The 19,093-nt window shown below is 72.9% G+C and carries 16 protein-coding genes and 3 pseudogenes; 11 read left to right on the top strand and 8 right to left on the bottom strand.

Annotated elements, in window-relative coordinates:
* Positions 1 to 161 precede the first annotated feature (161 nt).
* The 4 genes from GV126_RS00965 to GV126_RS00950 all read left to right on the top strand — a co-directional run bounded on the left by GV126_RS00965 (position 162) and on the right by GV126_RS00950 (position 4,050).
* Entirely contained in the window at positions 162 to 929 is a 768-nt protein-coding gene (locus tag GV126_RS00965) for a thioesterase II family protein (protein ID WP_159661995.1), read from the top strand.
* A gap of 10 nt (positions 930 to 939) precedes the next feature.
* A complete protein-coding gene (locus GV126_RS00960; protein ID WP_159661994.1) occupies positions 940 to 2,205 on the top strand; it encodes a beta-ketoacyl-[acyl-carrier-protein] synthase family protein in 1,266 nt (421 codons plus the stop codon).
* Positions 2,202 to 3,449 carry a ketosynthase chain-length factor gene (locus GV126_RS00955; protein WP_159661993.1) on the top strand — a complete coding sequence of 416 codons (1,248 nt, stop codon included), beginning with the start codon at positions 2,202 to 2,204 and terminating at the stop codon, positions 3,447 to 3,449. The genes GV126_RS00960 and GV126_RS00955 overlap by 4 nt, the downstream gene beginning before the upstream one ends.
* 124 nt (positions 3,450 to 3,573) lie before the next feature.
* Positions 3,574 to 4,050 (top strand): carboxymuconolactone decarboxylase family protein, encoded by a 477-nt coding sequence (locus GV126_RS00950; RefSeq protein ID WP_159661992.1) that lies wholly within the window; start codon positions 3,574 to 3,576, stop codon positions 4,048 to 4,050.
* Between the two features lie 103 nt (positions 4,051 to 4,153).
* Here GV126_RS00950 and GV126_RS00945 read toward each other — a convergent pair whose 3' ends face one another.
* Complete coding sequence (locus GV126_RS00945; RefSeq protein WP_159661991.1) at positions 4,154 to 6,865, bottom strand: FAD/NAD(P)-binding protein; 2,712 nt, start codon at positions 6,863 to 6,865, stop codon at positions 4,154 to 4,156.
* A gap of 284 nt (positions 6,866 to 7,149) precedes the next feature.
* Between GV126_RS00945 and GV126_RS00940 the strand changes: the two genes are divergently transcribed.
* A complete protein-coding gene (locus GV126_RS00940; protein WP_159661990.1) occupies positions 7,150 to 7,380 on the top strand; it encodes a hypothetical protein in 231 nt (76 codons plus the stop codon).
* A gap of 142 nt (positions 7,381 to 7,522) precedes the next feature.
* Here the strand turns inward: GV126_RS00940 and GV126_RS35575 are convergent.
* The 3 genes and pseudogenes from GV126_RS35575 to GV126_RS00925 form a co-directional block, all read right to left on the bottom strand.
* Positions 7,523 to 7,632 (bottom strand): annotated as a pseudogene (locus GV126_RS35575) (IS5/IS1182 family transposase); the annotation flags it as partial.
* A gap of 45 nt (positions 7,633 to 7,677) precedes the next feature.
* Positions 7,678 to 7,821, bottom strand: a pseudogene (locus GV126_RS36070) (IS5/IS1182 family transposase); the annotation flags it as partial.
* Positions 7,822 to 8,021: 200 nt separating this feature from the next.
* Positions 8,022 to 8,648, bottom strand: a complete 627-nt coding sequence (locus GV126_RS00925) for an NAD(P)-dependent oxidoreductase (RefSeq protein ID WP_159661989.1) — start codon at positions 8,646 to 8,648, stop codon at positions 8,022 to 8,024.
* Between the two features lie 971 nt (positions 8,649 to 9,619).
* Here GV126_RS00925 and GV126_RS00920 point away from each other — a divergent pair.
* Both GV126_RS00920 and GV126_RS36065 read left to right on the top strand, forming a co-directional pair.
* Positions 9,620 to 10,147 (top strand): anthrone oxygenase family protein, encoded by a 528-nt coding sequence (locus GV126_RS00920; protein WP_159661988.1) that lies wholly within the window; start codon positions 9,620 to 9,622, stop codon positions 10,145 to 10,147.
* Positions 10,148 to 10,394: 247 nt separating this feature from the next.
* A pseudogene (locus GV126_RS36065) lies at positions 10,395 to 10,588 on the top strand (transposase family protein); the annotation flags it as partial.
* 196 nt (positions 10,589 to 10,784) lie between these two features.
* Here GV126_RS36065 and GV126_RS00915 read toward each other — a convergent pair.
* The 3 genes from GV126_RS00915 to GV126_RS00905 form a co-directional block, all read right to left on the bottom strand.
* On the bottom strand, positions 10,785 to 11,246 hold the full coding sequence (locus tag GV126_RS00915; protein ID WP_159661987.1) for a hypothetical protein: 462 nt from the start codon (positions 11,244 to 11,246) through the stop codon (positions 10,785 to 10,787).
* Between the two features lie 377 nt (positions 11,247 to 11,623).
* Positions 11,624 to 13,114: a glycerol-3-phosphate dehydrogenase/oxidase gene (locus tag GV126_RS00910; RefSeq protein WP_236569820.1), complete on the bottom strand. Its 1,491-nt coding sequence runs from the start codon at positions 13,112 to 13,114 to the stop codon at positions 11,624 to 11,626.
* A complete protein-coding gene (locus tag GV126_RS00905; protein WP_202036201.1) occupies positions 13,111 to 13,773 on the bottom strand; it encodes a TetR/AcrR family transcriptional regulator in 663 nt (220 codons plus the stop codon). The genes GV126_RS00910 and GV126_RS00905 overlap by 4 nt, the downstream gene beginning before the upstream one ends.
* A gap of 91 nt (positions 13,774 to 13,864) precedes the next feature.
* Here GV126_RS00905 and GV126_RS00900 point away from each other — a divergent pair, with 91 nt between their 5' ends.
* Both GV126_RS00900 and GV126_RS00895 read left to right on the top strand, forming a co-directional pair.
* Positions 13,865 to 15,472 (top strand): FAD-binding oxidoreductase, encoded by a 1,608-nt coding sequence (locus GV126_RS00900; protein WP_159661986.1) that lies wholly within the window; start codon positions 13,865 to 13,867, stop codon positions 15,470 to 15,472.
* A gap of 154 nt (positions 15,473 to 15,626) precedes the next feature.
* Complete coding sequence (locus GV126_RS00895) at positions 15,627 to 16,508, top strand: diacylglycerol kinase family protein (protein WP_159661985.1); 882 nt, start codon at positions 15,627 to 15,629, stop codon at positions 16,506 to 16,508.
* A gap of 29 nt (positions 16,509 to 16,537) precedes the next feature.
* Here the strand turns inward: GV126_RS00895 and GV126_RS00890 are convergent, their stop codons facing one another.
* A complete protein-coding gene (locus GV126_RS00890) occupies positions 16,538 to 16,924 on the bottom strand; it encodes a transglycosylase family protein (RefSeq protein WP_236569819.1) in 387 nt (128 codons plus the stop codon).
* Positions 16,925 to 16,943: 19 nt separating this feature from the next.
* Here GV126_RS00890 and GV126_RS00885 point away from each other — a divergent pair, with 19 nt between their 5' ends.
* Positions 16,944 to 17,369 carry a hypothetical protein gene (locus GV126_RS00885; RefSeq protein ID WP_328707318.1) on the top strand — a complete coding sequence of 142 codons (426 nt, stop codon included), beginning with the start codon at positions 16,944 to 16,946 and terminating at the stop codon, positions 17,367 to 17,369.
* A 67-nt stretch (positions 17,370 to 17,436) separates the two neighbouring features.
* On the top strand, positions 17,437 to 19,093 hold a 1,657-nt coding region (locus GV126_RS00880), incomplete at its 3' end, for an enoyl-CoA hydratase-related protein (RefSeq protein WP_159661984.1).

The following is a 19,093-nucleotide window of genomic DNA, read 5'->3' as shown; positions in this document are numbered from 1 at the left end:
ACCTGGAGGAAGACTCGAATCGGCCATGTGCGCGCACCCCCCGCCCCCGGCGGGCGAGGCGTGCGCGCACATGGCCGATTCGAGTCTTCCTCCAGGTACGTCGGCGAGGCTCGGACCAGTCGACGCGCTGCACCACGGCGGCCGAGGAGGTGCGGTACATCATGCGGGACAGCTCGCCGGTCACGCTCTACTGCTTCGCGCACGCCGGCGCGGGTGTGTCCGGGTTCGCGCACTGGCGCACCGGCACCGGTCCTGGCGTGCGGACCGTGCCCGTGCTGCTGCCGGGGCGGGGCGCCCGGCGCCGGGAGGCGCGGATCACCTCGCGCGAGGGCCTGCTGGACACCCTCCTGGAACCGCTGGCCGAGCAGGTCGCCGACGGCCGCCCGTACGTGCTGTACGGGCACAGCCTGGGCGGCTTGGTCGCCTACACCCTGGCCCGCGCCCTGAGGGAGCGTGGGCTGCCCGCGCCCGCCTGCCTCGCCGTCGGGGCGAGCCCCCCGCCGCAGTTCTCGCCGCCCTGCGACGACGACCTGAGCGACGGACTGCTGCTGCGGTTCGCCGCCGGCCTCGGCGCGGCGCCCGGCGGCGCGCTCGCCGCTCCCGGCAGCCTCTGGTACCGCCGCGTGCTGCCCCTGCTGCGCGACGACCTCAAGCTCGCCGCCGCGCTGCGCGCCGGCGCGCTCGCCGACCCCGGCGGCCCGCTCCCGGTGCCGGTCCTGGCCGTCGGCGGCCAGGCCGACCCCGTCGTCGGCCCGGCGGTGCTGGAGGGCTGGGCCCGCTGGACCACCGGCCGCTTCGTGCGGCGCACCGTCCCCGGTGACCACTTCTTCGTCCGCGGCCCGCACGCCCCCCGACTGCTCGGGCGCGCCTGCCGCGTGGTGCGGCGCACCCGGCTCGTACCTGGGCTCATATCTGGAGGACAACTGTGAGGGACAACCGATGAGGCGGGTCGTCATCACCGGCATCGGGGTCGTGGCCCCGGGCGGCGTGGGGACCCGCGCGTTCTGGGACACGCTGACCGCGGGCCGTACCGCCACGCGGGGCATCACCCTGTTCGACGCGAGCTCGTTCCGCTCGCGCATCGCCGCCGAGGCGGACTTCGACCCGGCCGCGCACGGGATCGGCGCGGCCGACGCCGCCCGCCTCGACCGTGCCGCCCAGTTCGCCCTGGTCAGCACCCGGGAGGCCCTCGAGGACAGCGGACTGGCGGGCGCGCTGGATCCGGTGCGCACCGGTGTCACCCTGGGCAGCGCCGTCGGCTGCACCACCGGCCTGGACAACGAGTACGGCGTGGTCAGCGAGAACGGCAGCACCTGGGAGGTGGACCACACGCGGGCGGTCGCCCACCTCTTCGACTACTTCGTGCCGAGCTCCATGGCCGCCGAGGTGGCCGTGGCGGCGGGCGCGCAGGGCCCGGTGTCGCTGGTGTCGACCGGCTGCGCCTCCGGCATCGACTCCGTCTGCCACGCCGCCGACCTGATCCGCGAGGGCAGCGCCGACGTGATGGTGGCGGGTGCGACCGAGGCGCCGATCTCCCCGATCACCGTGGCCTGCTTCGACGCCATCAAGGCGACCAGCCCGCGCAACGACGAGCCGGAGACCGCCTCGCGCCCCTTCGACCGCTCCCGCAACGGCTTCGTCCTCGGGGAAGGGTCGGCGGTGCTGATCTTGGAGGAGTTCGAGCACGCGCGGCGGCGCGGCGCCCACATCTACGCGGAGATCGCCGGGTTCGCCGGGCGCAGCAACGCCTACCACATGACCGGGCTGAAGACGGACGGCGTGGAGATGGCCGAGGCGATCCGCGCGGCGCTCGACGAGGCCCACCTGGACCCGAGGGCCGTCGACTACGTCAACGCCCACGGCTCGGGCACCAAGCAGAACGACCGGCACGAGACGGCCGCGTTCAAGCGCAGCCTCGGGGAGCACGCCTACCGGGTGCCGGTCAGCTCCATCAAGTCGATGATCGGTCACTCGCTGGGGGCGATCGGTTCGCTGGAGGTCGCCGCGAGCGCCCTGGCGATCGAGCACAACACGGTGCCGCCGACGGCCAACCTGCACGAGGCCGACCCGGCCTGCGACCTCGACTACACCCCGCTCACCGCGCGCGAGCAGCGCACCGACACCGTACTCAGCGTCGGCAGCGGCTTCGGCGGCTTCCAGAGCGCCATCGTCCTGACCCGGCCGCGACTTCAGGAGGCGGCATGACCACAGCCACACTGGGCCGTCCCGCGCACCGGGCGGACGCCCGCGCCACCGTCGGCTCCGTCGTCACCGGCATCGGCGTCGCCGCGCCCAACGGGCTCGGCACCCAGGCGTGGTGGGCGGCGACCCTGCGCGGCGAGAGCGGCATCCGCGCCCTGACCCGCTTCGACGCCTCCCGCTACCCGGTGCGCATCGCCGGAGAGGTCCCCGGCTTCGTCGACGACGAGCACCTGCCCAGCCGGCTGCTGCCGCAGACCGACCGGGTCACCCGGCTGTCGCTGGCCGCCGCGAAGGAGGCCCTCGACGACTGCGGCACCGACCCGGAGGCGCTGCCCGAGTACGGGGCCGGGGTGGTCACCGCCTCCTCCGCGGGCGGGTTCGAGTTCGGCCAGCGCGAGCTGCAGGCCCTGTGGTCCAAGGGCGGCCAGCACGTCAGCGCCTACCAGTCCTTCGCCTGGTTCTACGCCGTGAACACCGGCCAGATCTCCATCCGGCACGGGCTGCGCGGACCGAGCGGGGTCGTCGTCTCCGAGCAGGCCGGCGGCCTGGACGCCACCGCCCACGCCCGCCGGCAGATCCGCAAGGGAGCCCGGCTGGTGGTCACCGGCGGCGTCGACTCGGCGCTGTGTCCGTGGGGCTGGGCCGCGCACCTCGCCGCCGGCGAGCTGAGCCAGGTCGCCGACCCGGCCCGCGCCTACCTGCCGTTCGCCGAAGAAGCCCGCGGGCACGTCGTCGGCGAGGGCGGCGCCCTGTTCGTGCTGGAGAACGCCACCGCCGCCCGCGAACGCGACGCCCACGTGTACGGGGCGTTCACCGGGTACGCGGCCACCTTCGACGCCGGCGGGGCCCCGCGCCTCCGCGACGCCGCGCGGCTGGCCATGGACGACGCCGGGGTGCTGCCCGAGGACATCGACGTGGTGTTCGCCGACGCGGCCGGCGCGCGCGCCGCGGACCGCGCCGAGGCGGAGGCGCTGGCCGACCTGTTCGGCCCGCGGGGAGTGCCGGTGACCGCGCCGAAGTCGATGACGGGGCGGCTGCTGGCGGGCGGCGCGTCCCTCGACGTCGCCGCGGCTCTGCTGTCGCTGCGCGACCAGGTGATCCCGCCGACCGTCGGCACCACCGAACCCGCCGCGGACTGCCCGGTCGACCTCGTCACCACGCCCCGCGAGACGCCCGTCCGCCACGCCTTGGTCCTGGCCCGCGGCCGGGGCGGCTTCAACTCGGCGGCCGTCCTCAGCGCCGTCTGACCGCCGGCCACCCCCTCGGCGGACGGCCCCGCGCACCGGGGCCGCCGGACGACATCCCCCGCGTCCGGCGGCCCCGGCCCCCTGTCCTCCCGCACGTCATGACGCATCCTCAGGAAGGCACCGGATGAACGCCGCGACCACCCCCACCGCCCGCATGAAGAACCCCGCCATGGTCCTGCCGGACGCCATGAAGGGCATCCAGACCCTCTACCAGGCCATGTACCAGGGCGGCGTCGCCCCGCAGATCCTCGAACTGGTCCACCTGCGGGCCAGCCAGATCAACGGCTGCAGCGCCTGTGTGTTCGCCGGCGTGACAGGCGCGAAGAAGCACGGCGAGAGCGACGAACGCCTCCACTCCGTGGCCGCCTGGCGCGAGGCCCCCTTCTTCACCGAGGAGGAACGCGCGGCCCTGGCCCTGACCGAGGCCGCCACCCGCATCGCCGACCGCTCCGGCAAGGCCGTCCCCGACGAGATCTGGAACGAGGCCGCGGACCACTTCACCGAGGAACAGCTCTCCGCGATCATCCTGATGATCGCCCTCACCAACTTCTTCAACCGCATCAACACGACCATCGAGGCGCCGGCCGGCACCACGTGGTGACCGAGCCGCCGACCTGGCGGCGAGGCGAGGGCGCCGACGGCGGGGTTCCGCCGTCGGCGCCCTCGCGTGCTTGAGGTGTACGACAGACCACCGGTCGCCGTGGTCAGGCGGACCGGGTGTACTGCGTGGCCCCGCTGACGACCGCGGGGCCACGCCACCGGGCACGCCGTTCGCGTACGGAGTCCAGCCGCCGCCGGTCGAGCGGCGACGGGCGGCGGTCCAGCCGGGCCGCGAGCAGGTGCGCGGCCCGGTCGTACGCACCCGACGCGATCAGGGCGTGCAGCAGGGTCTCCTCGACCACCTCCTGCTGGGCCTTGCTGGCACCGGTGCGCGCCACCAGGGGCAGCAGCGGCCGCAGCAGCCGTACGGCCTCCTGCCAGTCCTCGCGGACGACGGCCGACAGCGCGCCGCACAGCGGAGCGATCACCAGGGCGAACACCGGCTGCTGGTGGGCCAGCGCGTGGGCCCGCAGCCGTGCGAGGGCGTCGAGGTCCCCCGCGGCGGCGAGGGCGAGCGCGCCGTGCAGGGCGGCGAAACCCGTAGCGGGTGCGGCCAGCCAGTGCTGTGGCGCGGCGTGCAGGAGTTCGGCGACGGGCAGGTCGCCGCTCCAGCTGCCGGTCATGCGGGCCCGCCACAGCAGGGCGGCGGAGTCGGCCAGCAGCCGTCCCCCGCTGACCTGGCAGGCGGCGAGTTCCCGGTGGTAGCGGCGCAGCAGCGCGGGCCGGTCGTCCAGGGACAGCTCGTGCAGGGCGGCGTGCCAGGAGACGTGGGACCGGTGGCCGGCCCCGGCCCCGTGCCGGCGCAGCCACTCGTCCAGCCAGGCCAGGCCGGCACGGTGCTCGCCGGTCTCGTAGTACACGTGGGCCCGGGCGTGCACGGCGTGCCCGGCACTCGGCTGCGCGGCCAGCGCCCGGCAGGACAGGGCCTCGGCCTCCTCCCAACGCTGCTGTTCCTGCCGTACGAAGGCCAGCTGCCCGAGGTACCACCAGTCGTCCCCATAGGCCGCCGACAGCCCCTCCACCAGTGCCCAGGCCTCTTCCGCGCCGGTCACACCGTTGAAGGAGACGGTCGGTACGGCCGCGCTCACCGCCAGCGCGTCCCGGGGGTGGGCGGCGATGTGGCCCAGCAGGGCCGCCTTGCCGCGCTCCTCGGTACCGGTCAGGCAGGCGTCCACCGCGGCGACGAAGCCGCGTTCGCGGTCGTCGGCCCGCACGGCCGCGGCCCGGCGGGCGCGGGTGAGCGCCCCGGGCGCAGGCCCGGCACCCCCGCGCTCGTGACCGAGCAGCGCCAGCGCCGCGTGACCGACGGCGAAGCCCGGGTCGACGGCGACGGCCTGGCCCAGCAGTTCCTCGGCGCCGAGGCGGCCGGCCAGGATGCGCTCCAGCGCCCGGTCGTACAGCTCGGCCGCCTCGGGCGAGGTGCTCAGGCGCTGCCCGTAGCGGTCGGCCGGTGCGGGGGGACGGCGGTCGGTGAGCGTCTCCAGCACGTTCCCGGCGACCTCGGCGGCCTGAGCGCGGATCTCCGGAACGGCGGTGGTCTCCAGCAGGTTCCCGCGCCGCGCGGCCCCGACCGCCCACAGCCGCAAGGCGGGGGCGCCGGCCGCGGGCAGTAGCCGCCCGTCGCCGGCGGTGTCCAGCCCGAGCCCGGCGGGTCCGGTGCGGCCGTACCCGCGTTCCAGCAGGCAGCGCACCAGGGGATTCACCGTGCCGGGCGGACCCGCCGGCGCCCCGGTGCAGTTCACCACCGCACTCACCCGCAGCCGGGTGCCGTCGCTGAGGGCGACCTCCACCGCGTCGCCGACCGGCACGGCACCGACCAGCTGCCCGGCGCCGGTACGCAACCGCCCCGACGCCAGCAGCCCGCGGAGCATGGCCGCGGTGGCGGGCGCCATGCGATGGCGATGCACCTCCCAGACCCGCAGGTCCTCCTGGAGGAAACGGACCCGGTCGGCCACGGGCAACTGCTGCCACAACGCCGCCGTCACCGGACGCAGCCCGTCCAGGGCGGGCCGCCAGTCCCCGCAGGCGCGCCGGGTCGCGGACAGGTGCCGCCGCACGTTCCGCCGCAGCACGTCGAGACCGAGTGAACCGTCCAGCCCCGGCGGCGCCTCGGCCGGCGGAGCCGCGACGGGCAGGTGTTCCTGCGGGAGCAGCCCGTGCCGGGACACCGCGTACACCACCCGGTCCGCACGGGCCAGCGTGCCGGCCACGTCCACCATGGTCAGCCCGGTACCGACCAGCAGGACGTCCCCTTCCCCGGCGGGACCGCCGAGAGCACCCGGGGCCCAGGGATCGGCGACGAAACGCCCGGACTCCCGAAGCGCGGCGCCGGCCCAGTCCTGCGCCGGAGCGAGACTGCCCAGCGCCAGCACGGCAGCATCCACCCGTATCTCACCACGACCGGCGAGCCGCAGAACCGCTTTGGCCCCCTGCCCGCGGACGGCGACGACTTCGTCCCGCACCCGGTGCAGACGGGCGTGCGTGCAGGCATCGGCGGTGCGCTCGACGAGGTCGGTCAGGTACTCCCCGTACACCTGGCGGGGAACGAAGTCACCGGCAGCGGCGTCCGGATCCCGCTCCGCCAGCCAGCGCAGGAAGTGCCCGGGGTCATCAGGAGAGGCACTCATGCGGCCGGCGGGCACGTTGAGGAGATGGCGCGGGTCGGACGTGCCGTAGGCGACCCCCGGCCCGGTCCGTCCGCCCGGATCGATGAGCCACACCCCGACCGCCCGCCCGAGCCGGTCGGCCTGCCGCATCAACTGCACCGCCGTCAGTGCCCCGGCAGCCCCGGCCCCCACGACCGCGACCCGGCGCATCAGAGCCGACTTCCCGCAGGTCCGGTCGCGGTGCCGTCAAGGAATCCGACCTTGCGCATACGCACTCCTCACACCGAACGGAGGTCTCCTCCACCGGATGGCATCGTCGAATCCCTCGCTCAACCGCGGCTCGAGAAACGGTCGCAGGGCAGGTGAAGCCCCCAGCTGCATCCCGTAGGCATGAGTCATCGAAGGACCGCAGCCGCACCGACCGGCTCAGCATGTGTCCAAAGTGCTCCGGTGCCACCCCGCGGCCAGGAGAGCGACCCGCCCTTGAGCGGCCCGTGAAGGTCATCCTCGCACTGGCCGCCGAATTCCACCCCGACTCCAGTGCGCCAGAGGAGATCAGTTACGGCAGCAAGTCGGTCGAGGAAGGAGACATGGACCGCTACGTCATCCGCGAGGTGCGCCCGGTACCCGGCGCCAGGGTCGAAGCAGGCATGATCGGGCCGATCCGCCTGGTGATCGGCCCCGACGGCCCGCCCAGCGGGCCGGCGCCGCCTTCGGTGCCCTGATGCGGCTGACTGCCGCCGTCGCCCAGCCGCAGGCGCAGCCCCCCATGCGGGCGTTGATCACTCTGCAACGCCACCTGCAGCAATGAGGAGCCCACACGTCGGGGAGAGGCTTCATCGCCCGCTCGGGCTGCACCGCCGCCGTGATGGCCTCCAAGGTTCGGCGGTGATCGGCCCACCGCCGACCGGATCGGCCGGCAGCAGCGGCTCGATCCGATCCCACATCGCATCAGTGATCACTAATCGGACGGACATATAGATCAGCTGATGACCTATCAAAGAGACACGCCCTAAGAGCTCCTAACGGAATGCGGTTTGCAGGCGGCGCCAGCAGATCAGCGAGCAGGCGAGTTTGAGGAACGCCTCGTGGATGTCGTCGCGGATCTCCCAGCGGATGCGCAGGCGGCCGAACCAGTGCAGCAGGGCGATCGTCTGCTCGACCACCTACCGCATACCCAAGCAACCGAGCCACCCGGCCGGAGGTCACGGCCCAACCGCATTCCGTCAGGAGCTCTCAAAGCCAGGCACCAGGAGTCCATCGGTCTCGCCCAGGCGTGGGGCGGCGGGCTCGTGGCCTCGGTGGACGGGATGCGGTTCGTCGTCCCGGTGCCGAGCGTGTACGCGCGGCATGCGGGGCTGCTCGATCAGTCCGTGATGATGACGTCGCGATGGATCCACTGCGTGCTGTGTGCAGACTGATGCAGGAATTCGGCGACGTCTGCGCGGCTGATCCTCGCCGTGAGCTTCATCTTCACGCGGACGTCCACGCGGTAGGTGCCGCGTGCCGGTCCGTTGGTCAGCGTCGTCGGGTAAACCAGGGTCCACGCCAGGCCGCTGGAACGGATTGCCTCCTCCGACTTCTTCTTGTCGGCGTAGATGTCACGCAAGAGCGTGCTGTACGCCACCTTCTGCCCCGGATGCGCAGATGCATAGGTGTCGCCTACGCCGAAGGAAGACATCCACACGAGACGTGAGACGTTCGTGCGCCGGGCAGCGTCGAGCACCGCATCCGCGGCTTGCGTGAACAGCCTGTGGGCACGCACAGAACGGCCACGGCCAAGGGCAGAGACCACGGCGTTCTGTCCGGACATGGCCCTCGCGACGTCATTCGACGACGTGGCGTCACCCTTGATCACCGTCACCCGGTCGGCCACCGGCCCGAGCGCCTCAGGTCGCCGGGCCAGCACCGCGACCGTGTCGCCGCACCGGAGGGCACGGTCGACAACGTGGCGGCCGGTAGGCCCGGTCGCGCCGAGAACGAGCAGTTTCATACCGAGAACTCTTTTCGTGAAGTGCGGAAGACTGGCACGAGACACCGGCAGCAGTGAGAGGGCCGACAGCGCGCGAGGCCGATTCCTTGACGGGTTGCGTGCAGTCGGCGGCGATCGCCGGCATCATCATCGAACCTCCAACCGGGCTCGTGGCGCTTCGGCCCGGGTACGCAGCCGACCGGACGTCGGTCCGGCGGCAACCCTGCTCTCGCCTGCCCGGCCCGCGCTGGTCTTCAGCGCGACGACGCAGAAACCGTGCCGGTAGGGCCGACACGTTGCGCGCCGCCGTGGGCGATGCCGACTGGGACGCTCTTACTGAACCCGAGGTCCAGGCGATGCCGGTGGGTCTCGTGGTCACGGCGATCAGCAGGAGAGAAAGGCTCAAGAAAGCTGCTGCTCCGGCTACCGCGGATGGCGCACCCCGGTGGACTGATCTCGTGGCTTTTATGGAACCTCATCAGAGAACTCCCGGATGTCTGAAAAAACTATTGCTCAACCTAAATCTGTACATAGAAGTTTTGTCGCAGGAGCGCTGGCCGCGCTGCCGGGTTGCCTCGGAGGGATGAGTCCGCTGCCCTGCGGCCGGTGGACTCCGCGATGTAGGTGGCCAGCCGGGCGCTCGTGGTTTCGCTTCAGAGCAAGTGATGCGGTCCTTGAGGCGGTAGCTGCGGCCGTTCAGGGCAGGCCGATGGCCTCGCCCGGGCGCGGTAGGAAAGCGTTCAGCGCTGGGGTCATCCCTGGCCGTCAGCGTCTGCGGCGGCACGGTAGCCCAGCCCGGCTGTGCCCTATGGGGTCCCTCCGCGGGCGGTGAGCTCGCTGATACGCGCTCTGCCCGGTCCAGGCAAAGCAGAACGCTGCCGATGGCGTTGAACGATCATTGGGACGACTCCAGAGGAATGTCTGTGCGTTGATCTCCGGTTATGGGATGTCATGATCAGTGCATGCCGGCCGGAGTCCGACGGGAGCACACAATGACGAACGCCCGACTTGTAAAGATCACGCGATATGTGAGCCTTCTGGGCGGCGGGGTGATCACCGGTGGCGCCCTTGCCGTGCTTGTTCTCGAACTGGCCCTACGTCGGCTGGGAGGGCCGGCTTACACCCAGGTCCGGCAGGCGGAGCACGATTACTTTCCCTGGTACCTCGGCATCACTCTCGGACCCACGTTCATCGCCGTGGTGATGCTCGTCATCCTTGCGCGAAAGGCCGACAGTCCCGCGCGGCGGTACGCGGTCGCAGCGCTCGTACTGCTGGTGCTGGCGCTGATGGTCTCGTTCGTGGTCAACGCCCCCATCAACATCGATCAGATCGACTGGAACGCGCAGGCGCCCCCAGCGGACTGGGAAACTGTCCGCGACCGCTGGCAAGTCGCTCATGCCGTACGGACCTTCTTCTGTGTGATCGCTTTCGGTTGCCTCGCTGCCGCGGTTATCGACCGGCCGTTCGAACGCTCCGCAGTTCCCCTGAAACCTGCGGGAGTCTCTGGAGATCACGACTGAGCCCGGGCGATGAACAGATATCTACTGACGCCTTGTGACCTGCTGTGGACGGGCGACTTTCGAGACTTGCGGCTGTTCGTGTCGTACCAATGGGGCGACCACGGACGGAGGAAATCATGGCGGTGGGTTCCGGCACATGCATCCACCTCCAGGGCATCAGACATGCAATCGCAGCCGGCGACTGGTCACTCCGAGGCGTATTGCTCCTGGCTTCACTCGTCCCAGCCTTGGTCGAGGTGGCCCGGAGGCTTCGGCCAAGGCGTACATCCTGCTCGACGGGACCCTGCTGCGATCGACCGGATCGCCGCCGACCAGCCTTCTGTCCCCGCAAGCACAAGAAGCACGGGATGAACGTGCAAATCAGCGCCGATCCTTCCGGCCGTCTGCTGCGGGGCCTCATTGGACCTGTCCGGAGCCGTCCACGACATCCTGGCGGCCCGACGCGAACGGCATTCGACGCACTTTCCGAGGCCGGCGTCCCGCGCAGGCCGACAAGGAGCCTCTTCCAACCCGACGTCTGCGCTGCTCAGAGCCTTCGTACCTGAGACTCCACAGTGGTCACCTGGGCTGAGCTGCGCATCTGGTACTCGCCCGGCTGTAGCTAGGAACTTGTTTGTCGAGCGGATGATCAATGCCCTCAGACGTCCTTCTTGGTGTAATGCTGCTCGAGGAAGTCGGCCAGGAAGCCGATCGCCCCGGTCGACATAAGGGCGATTTGCATGATCTGCTTGTCGGTTTCTTCCGTGTCGCCGTCGCTGTCGAACGAACTCAGGCTGAAGTGATTGCGCAGGGCCAGCTGCCCGTCGACGATGACGGCGCCTGGCTTCGTCCAGTCCTTTCCGAGGTACTCGAGGAATGATGAGATATCTGTCGGCGCCGGAACGGGGGAGACGAAGGACGTAGCGGAGATCCAGGTCGTGTCCTGGCCGTCGTACTCGAAGTGCACTTTCTGGCGGCGCGTGTTCGTACTGCCCTCCTTGAGAAGGAGGGGCAGGAGATCCATGGTGACCACCGCCTTCTTGTCGTCTGCCCCTCCTTCTACGTTCTCGGCGCCAAGCTCCTCGGTGAGGAGTTCGATGAAGGCTTGCCACGTCGCCATGCTTGCCTGCTCTCTGAGTTGTCCGGGCGTGCCGTGAACTCAACAGGCATGTCCGACTGCAAGTCACGGCCATGCGGCACGAGGTGATCCGATGCAGCCGGGCCTGTCTGATATTGTGATCTCTCTACCGAGGATTCCGGGACCTCCCCCCGAGTGGTGGGGGTACACGGAGGCAGGATCTGTTTGATCCGGAGAAAGCGAGAACACCGTCGTGATGTGGGCTGTCCGGTGACTGATCAAGTAAGCGAGAAAGCCCTCTGACCTGGGACGGTGGAACTTGTCTCAGGTTTATTCGTCGTCATTGCTGATCACCGCCGCACGCCACGCACAATGTCAACGCCTACAACTCCGACCCGGTCGGCACAGCCCGGGCAATGTCAGGCGTCACCCATCTGGAGCGTGCGCCCGAAGGCTTTGCTCACCGGAGACGGTCGGCCGACTCGGTGCTCCAGCAGGCCCTGTGGAGCAATGCTCATGACTTGTGGATCGGTCTTCGGGACGGCACGCGAAGGGCGTACCTTCCCGAATGATCCTGTATCGGTCACCAAGTCAGGCCCGCGTTCGCAGCGCGGGTCGGGAAGGCACGCCCGGGGGAGGACGGCCGTGGGGGAGGGACCCGCGGTCAGCCGCCGGGCGGCGACGGCGGCGTCGACGGCGTCCTCGGCCATCCGCCGGTAGGTGGTGAGCTTGCCGCCGACGACCGTGACCACGCCGTCCGGTGAGGTGAGCACCGCGTGCCGGCGCGAGATGTCGGCGGTCCGGGGCGCCGCGCCGGGGCCGCCGCCCGCGTCCGTGTCCAGCAGCGGACGCAGCCCGGCGAAGGCCCCCACCACGTCGTCGCGGCCGACCGGGACGTCCAGCGCGGATCCCAGCACGTCGAGCAGGAAGCCGATGTCGGTCTCGGGGACCTCGGGGACGTCGGGGACGGGGCCGTCGACGGGTTCGTCGGTGAGCCCGACGTAGACCCGGCCGTCGCCCTGCGGCAGCACCAGCACGAACCGGTTGGTCTCCCCGGGCACGGGGATGTGCAGGCCGGCGGGCAGCGGGCCGAGGCGGTCGGCGCGCAGCACCAGGTGCGTGCCCCGGGAGGGGCGGATCCGGATGCCGTCGACCAGGCCGCCCGCCCACACGCCGCAGGCGTTGATCACGGCGCGGGCCCGGATCTCGCCCTCCTCCCCGGTGCGTTCGTCGCGGACCCGGGCGCCGTGCCCGCTCACCTCCAGGGCGCGCACCCGGGTGAGGATCCGCGCGCCGTACGCCGCCGCCGTCCGGGCCACGGCGGTGACCAGGCGGGCGTCGTCGGCGAGCCGGCCGTCCCAGGAGAGCAGTCCGCCGCGCAGCCCGCTGCCGCGCAGGGCCGGCGCCAGGTGCCGGGTCTCCACCGCCGACAGCCTGCGCGGCGCCGGGAGGGTGGCGCGTGCGGTGCGTGCGGCCAGGCGCAGGCCGTCGCCCGCGCGCAGGCCCGCCCAGGCCAGGGCGGCCTGGCCCCGCGAGACCAGCGGGGTCAGGGGCAGCACGAACGGCTGGGCGCCGACCAGGTGGGGCGCGGTGCGTTCCATCAGCACCCCCCGTTCGACGGCGCTCTCGTGGGCGACGTCGAACTGCGCGGAGGCGAGATAGCGCAGCCCGCCGTGGACGAGCTTGGAACTCCAGCGGGAGGTGCCGAAGGCCAGGTCGTGGGCGTCGATCGCGGCGACCGACAGCCCGCGGGCCGCCGTGTCCAGCGCGGCCCCCGCGCCGGTCGCGCCCAGCCCCACGACGAGCACGTCCACGGCGGGCCCGCCGACGGTGCGGGCCAGGTCGCGGGCGCGGCGGGCGGCGTTCAGCGAGGACCCGCCGGGGGCGGCGGGCCGGGGGGCGCGGCTCATGGCGACAGGGTCCTCTCCAGGATGCTCCGCAGCTCGGCGAGGAACGCCTCGGCGGACAGTTCGGGGTCGTCCTCGTCGGTCATCGTGCGCAGCGACAAGGTGAAGGACTGCACCACCAGCAGCAAGGAGCGGGCCTGCCGCGCGGGGTGGCCGGGACGTACGGAGCCGTCGGCGTGGCCCTCGCGCAGCGCGTCCGTGAGCAGCGCCAGCAGCGCCTCCTGACTGGCGCCCCGCCGGTCCAGCACATAGGGGAGCAGCAGCTCGGGATCCACGTCGACGATCTTGCGGAACAGCGGGTGCGCGCGGAACGCCGCGACCCCGGCCACGAGTCCCTCGACGATCCGCGCGCGGGTGGGCGTCCCGGGCCGCCGCTCGGGGATCGCGCGGGTGGCCACGTCGATCCACTCCCGGGTCATCAGGTCGCCGACCAGGGACCGGACGTCCGGCCAGCGCCGGTAGAGGGTCATCCGGGACACGCCCGCGCGCCGGGCCACGTCCGTCAGCGTCGTCCGGCGCACGCCGACGGCGAGGACGCAGTCGCGCGCGGCGTCGAGCACGGCGTCCCCGCCCGCGCCGCCGGTGCCGCCCGGGCCGTCCGCTGCGGCCGTGCTCCCCGGGTGGTCCGGGCCTTCCGAACCCTTGTGACGAATAGGCGTCATGTGTCACAGTGTAACGCCCGTACGGCCGGACCGCGCGGCCCGCGCACGACACGGCACACGGCACCCTTCGCTCCGACCGGTGAGGAACCCCATGGACATGCTGTGGAGCGGCTGGGGCGACCCGGCCAAGGCCACACCGCTGCCCGAGACGGTGATCGGGCTGCTGCGCGATCTGCTCGGCGTCACGCCGCGCGCCACCGCACCGGTCGAGCTCACGGACCTCCGCGTGCCCGAGACACCGCTGACCGCCGCCGCGCGGCAGGCCCTGCACGAGGCCGTCGGCGGCGCGGAGCACGTGCGCACCGACGCCGAGTCCCGCATCCGCCGCACCCGTGGCAAGTCCACCCCCGACCTGCTGCGGATCCGGGCCGGCGACGTCGGCGACGTACCGGCCGCGGTGGTCCTCCCGGCGAGCCACGAGGAGGTCCTCGCGGTCCTGCACGCCTGCTCCGCCCACGACCTCGCGCTCGTCCCCTTCGGCGGCGGCACCTCCGTCGCCGGCGGCCTCGCCCCCGCCCAGCCCGCCTTCCGTCGGCGCCCCGTCGTCGCCCTGGACCTGCGCCGCATGAACGGCCTGCTCGCCCTGGACCCCGTCTCCCGCACCGCGACCCTGCAGCCCGGACTGCGGGCCCCGGACGCCGAGGCGCTGCTCGCCGCGCACGGCTTCACCCTCGGCCACTTCCCGCAGTCCTACGAGTGGGCCACCCTCGGCGGGTTCGCCGCCGCCCGTTCCAGCGGACAGGCCTCCGCCGGCTACGGCCGCTTCGACGACATGGTCCTCGGCCTGACCCTCGCCACCCCCGAGGGCACCCTGGAGGCCGGCCGCGCCCCGCGCTCGGCGGCCGGCCCCGACCTGCGCCAGCTGGTCCTCGGCTCCGAGGGCGTCTTCGGTGTCATCACCTCGGTGACGGTGCGCCTGCGCCCGCTGCCCGCCGTCCGCGTCTACGAGGGCTGGCGCTTCACCTCCTTCGAGGAGGGCGCCACCGCGCTGCGCCGGCTCGCCCAGGACGGGCCGCGGCCGACCGTGCTGCGCCTGTCCGACGAGACCGAGACGCTGATCGGCCTCGCCCAGCCCGACGCCATCGGCGCCTCGGGCACCCTCGAGTCGGCCGGCTGCCAGGCGATCACCGGCTACGAGGGCACCGCCGAGGACGTCGCCCACCGCAGACAGCGGGCCGCGGCCGTGCTGCGCGCGTGCGGCGGCACGTATCTCGGCGAGGAGCCCGGCGAGCGCTGGGCCCACGGCCGCTACGCGGCGCCGTATCTGCGCGATGCGCTCCTGGACGCGGGCGCGTTCGCGGAGACACTGGAGCCGGCCGCCTTCTGGTCCCGGGTGCCGGAGCTGTACGCCGCCGTCCGCCGGGCGCTGCCCCCCCCGCTCCCCGAGGCCGGCCCCCCGCCGCTGGTGATGTGCCACATCTCGCACGTCTACGAGAACGGCGCCTCGCTGTACTTCACCGTCGTCTCCGCGCAGGGCGAGGACCCGGTGGCGCACTGGGCGCCCGCCAAACGCGCCGCGAGCGAGGCGATCCTCGGCGCGGGCGGCACCATCAGCCACCACCACGGCGTGGGCACCGACCACCGCGACGGGTACGTCCGCGAGGCCGGGCCGCTCGGCGTCGAGGCCCTGCGGGCCGTCAAACGCCGGCTCGACCCCGCGGGTGTGCTCAACCCCGGCGTCCTGCTGCCCCTGGACTGAGCTGCCCCTGGACCGACCCGGGGTCCCACCCGTAGGGTCGCCGCCCCGGCCCGCGGCGACGTCGCCCGCTCCGCCGCCACCGCCGCGGCCCTCACCCCGGTGAGCCGGCCACCGGCACCCCGCCACCGTCCCTCGCCGCCCCGGAGGCCCACCGATGCGACAGTTCACCGCGATCGTCAACCCCACGGCGGGCGCGGCCACGGGAGCCGCCGCCCTGCTGCGGGTGGGCAAGCTGCTCCGGGAGGCCGGCGCCGAGCTGGAGACCGTCTACAGCCGCAGCCTCGCCCACGCCCAGGACCTGGCCCGGCAGGCCGGGCAGCGCGGCCGGGTGGTCCTGGCCGTGGGCGGCGACGGTATCGCCGGCGGCATCGGCGGTGCGCTCAGCGGCAGCGGCACTGTCTTCGGGCTCGTCCCCGCCGGGCGCGGCAACGACTTCGCCCGCGCCCTGGAACTCCCGGGCGAGCCGGCCGCCCTGGCCCGGGTGCTGCTCCGGCACGAGCCGCGCCCGGTGGACACCATAGAAGTGCACTCCCCCGGGCGGCCCCGGACCGTGGTCCTCGGCAGCGTCTACGCGGGCGTGGACGCGCTCGCCAACCGGCACGCCAACCGCGCCAGGCTGCTGCGCGGCGCCGCCTCCTACTACGCGGGAGGGCTGCGGGCCGTCGCCACCTGGCGGCCCGCCGGCTACCGGATCACCGTCGACGGCGCGGAGCACCGCCACCGCGGCTACACCGTGGTGGCCGCCAACTCCCCTTACTACGGTTCAGGCCGGATGATCGCCCCCGGCGCCCGGGTGGACGACGGGGTGCTCGACGTGGTGCTGATCGCGGCCGCGCCGCGCCGGCTGTTCTTCGCGCTGATGAACGAGCTGAAGTCGGGCGGGCACCTGGCGCGGCCCCAGGTGCGCGTGCTGCGCGGCCGGGAGATCCGGATCGAGGCCGACCGCCCGGTGCCCTACGGCGCCGACGGCGAGGTCGACGCCGTGCTGCCGGTCACGGCCCGGGTGCTGCCGGGCGCCCTGCGGATGCTGTACTGACGCGACCCGGCAGGGGCGCTGACGCCCCCTCAGGCGCAGCCCCAGGCCGACATCCCCTGCAGCCGCGCCAGCTTCCGGGCGACCGCGATCTGTTCGTGGCGGGTGGCCAGGTCCGCGCGCGCGGCGTATTTCAGACCGCCGGCCGCGATCCAGCTGGACTGGCGGAACTGCAGCCCGCCGTAGTACCCGTTGCCGGTGTTCGCGTGCCAGTTGCCGCTGGACTCGCAGGCGGCGATGGCGTCCCAGTCGGGACCGTGCAGGGAGGACGGCAGCGCGGTCGCCGCGGGGCCGCCGGCCAGCGCGGCGGTGGTCGCCGCGGCCAGCAGGGCGCCCCGCAGGCCGCGCCGGTGGAGGTGATGGTCCGATGCCCCGTCACGACCGACGGAGACGCTGTCGATGCTCTGCTGATGAATCATGAGCAGACTGTTACATCATATGAACAGAAAGTGGCGAAGTGACGCGCCGGGCGCCACGAGCCGGGTAAGGCTCGCTCATGACGTTCAAGAGTCCCGCGCACCGCGGGGGCCCGCGCCGCGGCCGCTTCGAGCAACTCGCCGAGTACGCCTCGACTTCACCAGCTCCCCGGTCTTCTTCCTGCTCTGCCTGCTGCTCGTCGGCTTCTTCGTCGCCGCCCACGTGGCGCACCTGGACCTGGAGCTGCTGCTGGCCGCGGGGGAGTCCATGACGGCCGTGACGCTGCTGCTGCTCGCGCTGCTGAAGAACTCCGAGATGCGCGCCGAGCACGCCATTCAGCGCAAGCTCGACGCGATCGCCCGGGCACTGGTGGAGGTGCACAAGGACGACCGCAGCTCCGCGTTCGAGGACCTGCGCCGGTCGATCCGGATGGAGGAAGAGACCTGACCCCGGCGGGCGACACCCCGCCGGGCGTCCTTCCAGGGTGCCCGCGAAGGGGACAGCATGCCGCGTCATGGACATCCTGCTCGTCGCGAGCGCCTTCAACAGCCTGTCCCAGCGCGTGTACGCCGAACTGTCGGACCACGGACACCGGGTGGACGTCGTCCTCGCCTCGCACGGCACCGACGCCGTCCGCGCCGCCGTCACCGAGCTGCGCCCGGAGCTGATCGTCGCGCCCATGCTGAAGACGGCGCTGCCCGAGGACCTGTGGCGCGAGCACACCTGCCTGATCGTGCACCCGGGGCCGGCCGGAGACCGCGGCCCGTCCTCCCTCGACTGGGCGATCGCCGAGGGGGAACCCCACTGGGGTGTGACCGTCCTGCAGGCCGAGGAGGCCATGGACGCCGGCGACGTCTGGGCGACGCTGCCCTTCGAGACGGCCGAGAGCGGCAAGAGCGACCTGTACCGCAACGAGGCCTCCGACGCCGCGGTGGCCGCCGTCCTGCTGGCCGTACGACGCTACGCGGCGGGCGACTTCAAACCGCGACCGCAGAGCGACCCGTCCGTCCGCGTGGTCTGGCGCGACGCGATGCGGCAGGCGGACCGCCGCATCGACTGGGAGCACGACGACACCGCCACCGTGCTGCGCACGTTGCGCGCCGCCGACTCCCAGCCCGGTGTGCTCGACCGCCTGCTCGGCCGGGAGGTGTTCCTGCACGGCGGCCACGAGGAGGACAGGCTGCGGGGACGCCCCGGCGACCTGCTCGCCACCCGGGCGGGGGCGGTGTGCCGGGCCACCCGGGACGGCGCCGTGTGGATCCCGGAGCTGCGGCCCCGCAAGAACTCCGGCGACCCCGCCCCGTTCAAACGCCCTGCCGCGGACGTCCTCGGCCCCTGCGGTCTGCCGGAGGACCCCGCCCCGCTGGACCTTCCCCCCGAACGGCGCACCTGGACCGACATCCGCTACCGGGAGCACGGCGACGTCGGCTTCGTGTCGTTCTCCTTCCCCGGCGGGGCGATGAGCACCGCCCACTGCCGCCGGCTGCTCGCCGCCTACCGGCACGCCCTGACCCGCCCCACCCGCGTGCTGGTCCTGGGCGGCGCCCGGGACTTCTTCTCCAACGGCATCCACCTGAACGTCATCGAGGCGTCCGCCGACCCGGCCGCCGCGTCGTGGGCGAACCTCAACGCCATGAACGACCTCGTCGAGGCCGTGCTGCGCACCACGGACCGGCTGGTGGTGGCCGCCCTCGGCGGCAACGCGGCCGCCGGCGGGGTGATGCTCGCGCTCGCCGCGGACGAGGTGTGGTGCCGCACCGGCGCCGTGCTCAACCCGCACTACCGCCGCATGGGCCTGTACGGCTCGGAGCTGTGGACCTACAGCCTGCCGCGCCGGGTGGGCGCGGCCACCGCCGAACGGCTCACCACCGAGGCCCTGCCGGTCAGCGCCGCCACCGCCCACACACTCGGCCTGGTGGACCGCCTCGTCCCGGTCCCGGCCGCGCGGTTCGCCGCCGAGACCGCGCGCATGGCCGCCGAACTGGCCGGCACATCCGGCCTCGGCCGGCGCATCGCCGACAAGGCCGCCGCCCGCGCACGCGACGAGGCGGTACGGCCCCTCGCCGACCACCGCCGCGCCGAACTGGCCCGCATGCACGCCATCTTCTTCGACCCCACCGCCCCCTACCACGCGCTGCGCTCCGCCTTCGTCCGCAAGGTGCCCGCAGGAC

The sequence above is a fragment of the Streptomyces mexicanus genome (genome assembly GCF_902506575.1).
GTDB lineage: Bacteria > Actinomycetota > Actinomycetes > Streptomycetales > Streptomycetaceae > Streptomyces > Streptomyces mexicanus.
The sequence above is the reverse complement of the archived record's forward strand: the minus strand, read 5'-3'. Positions and strand labels throughout refer to the sequence as shown.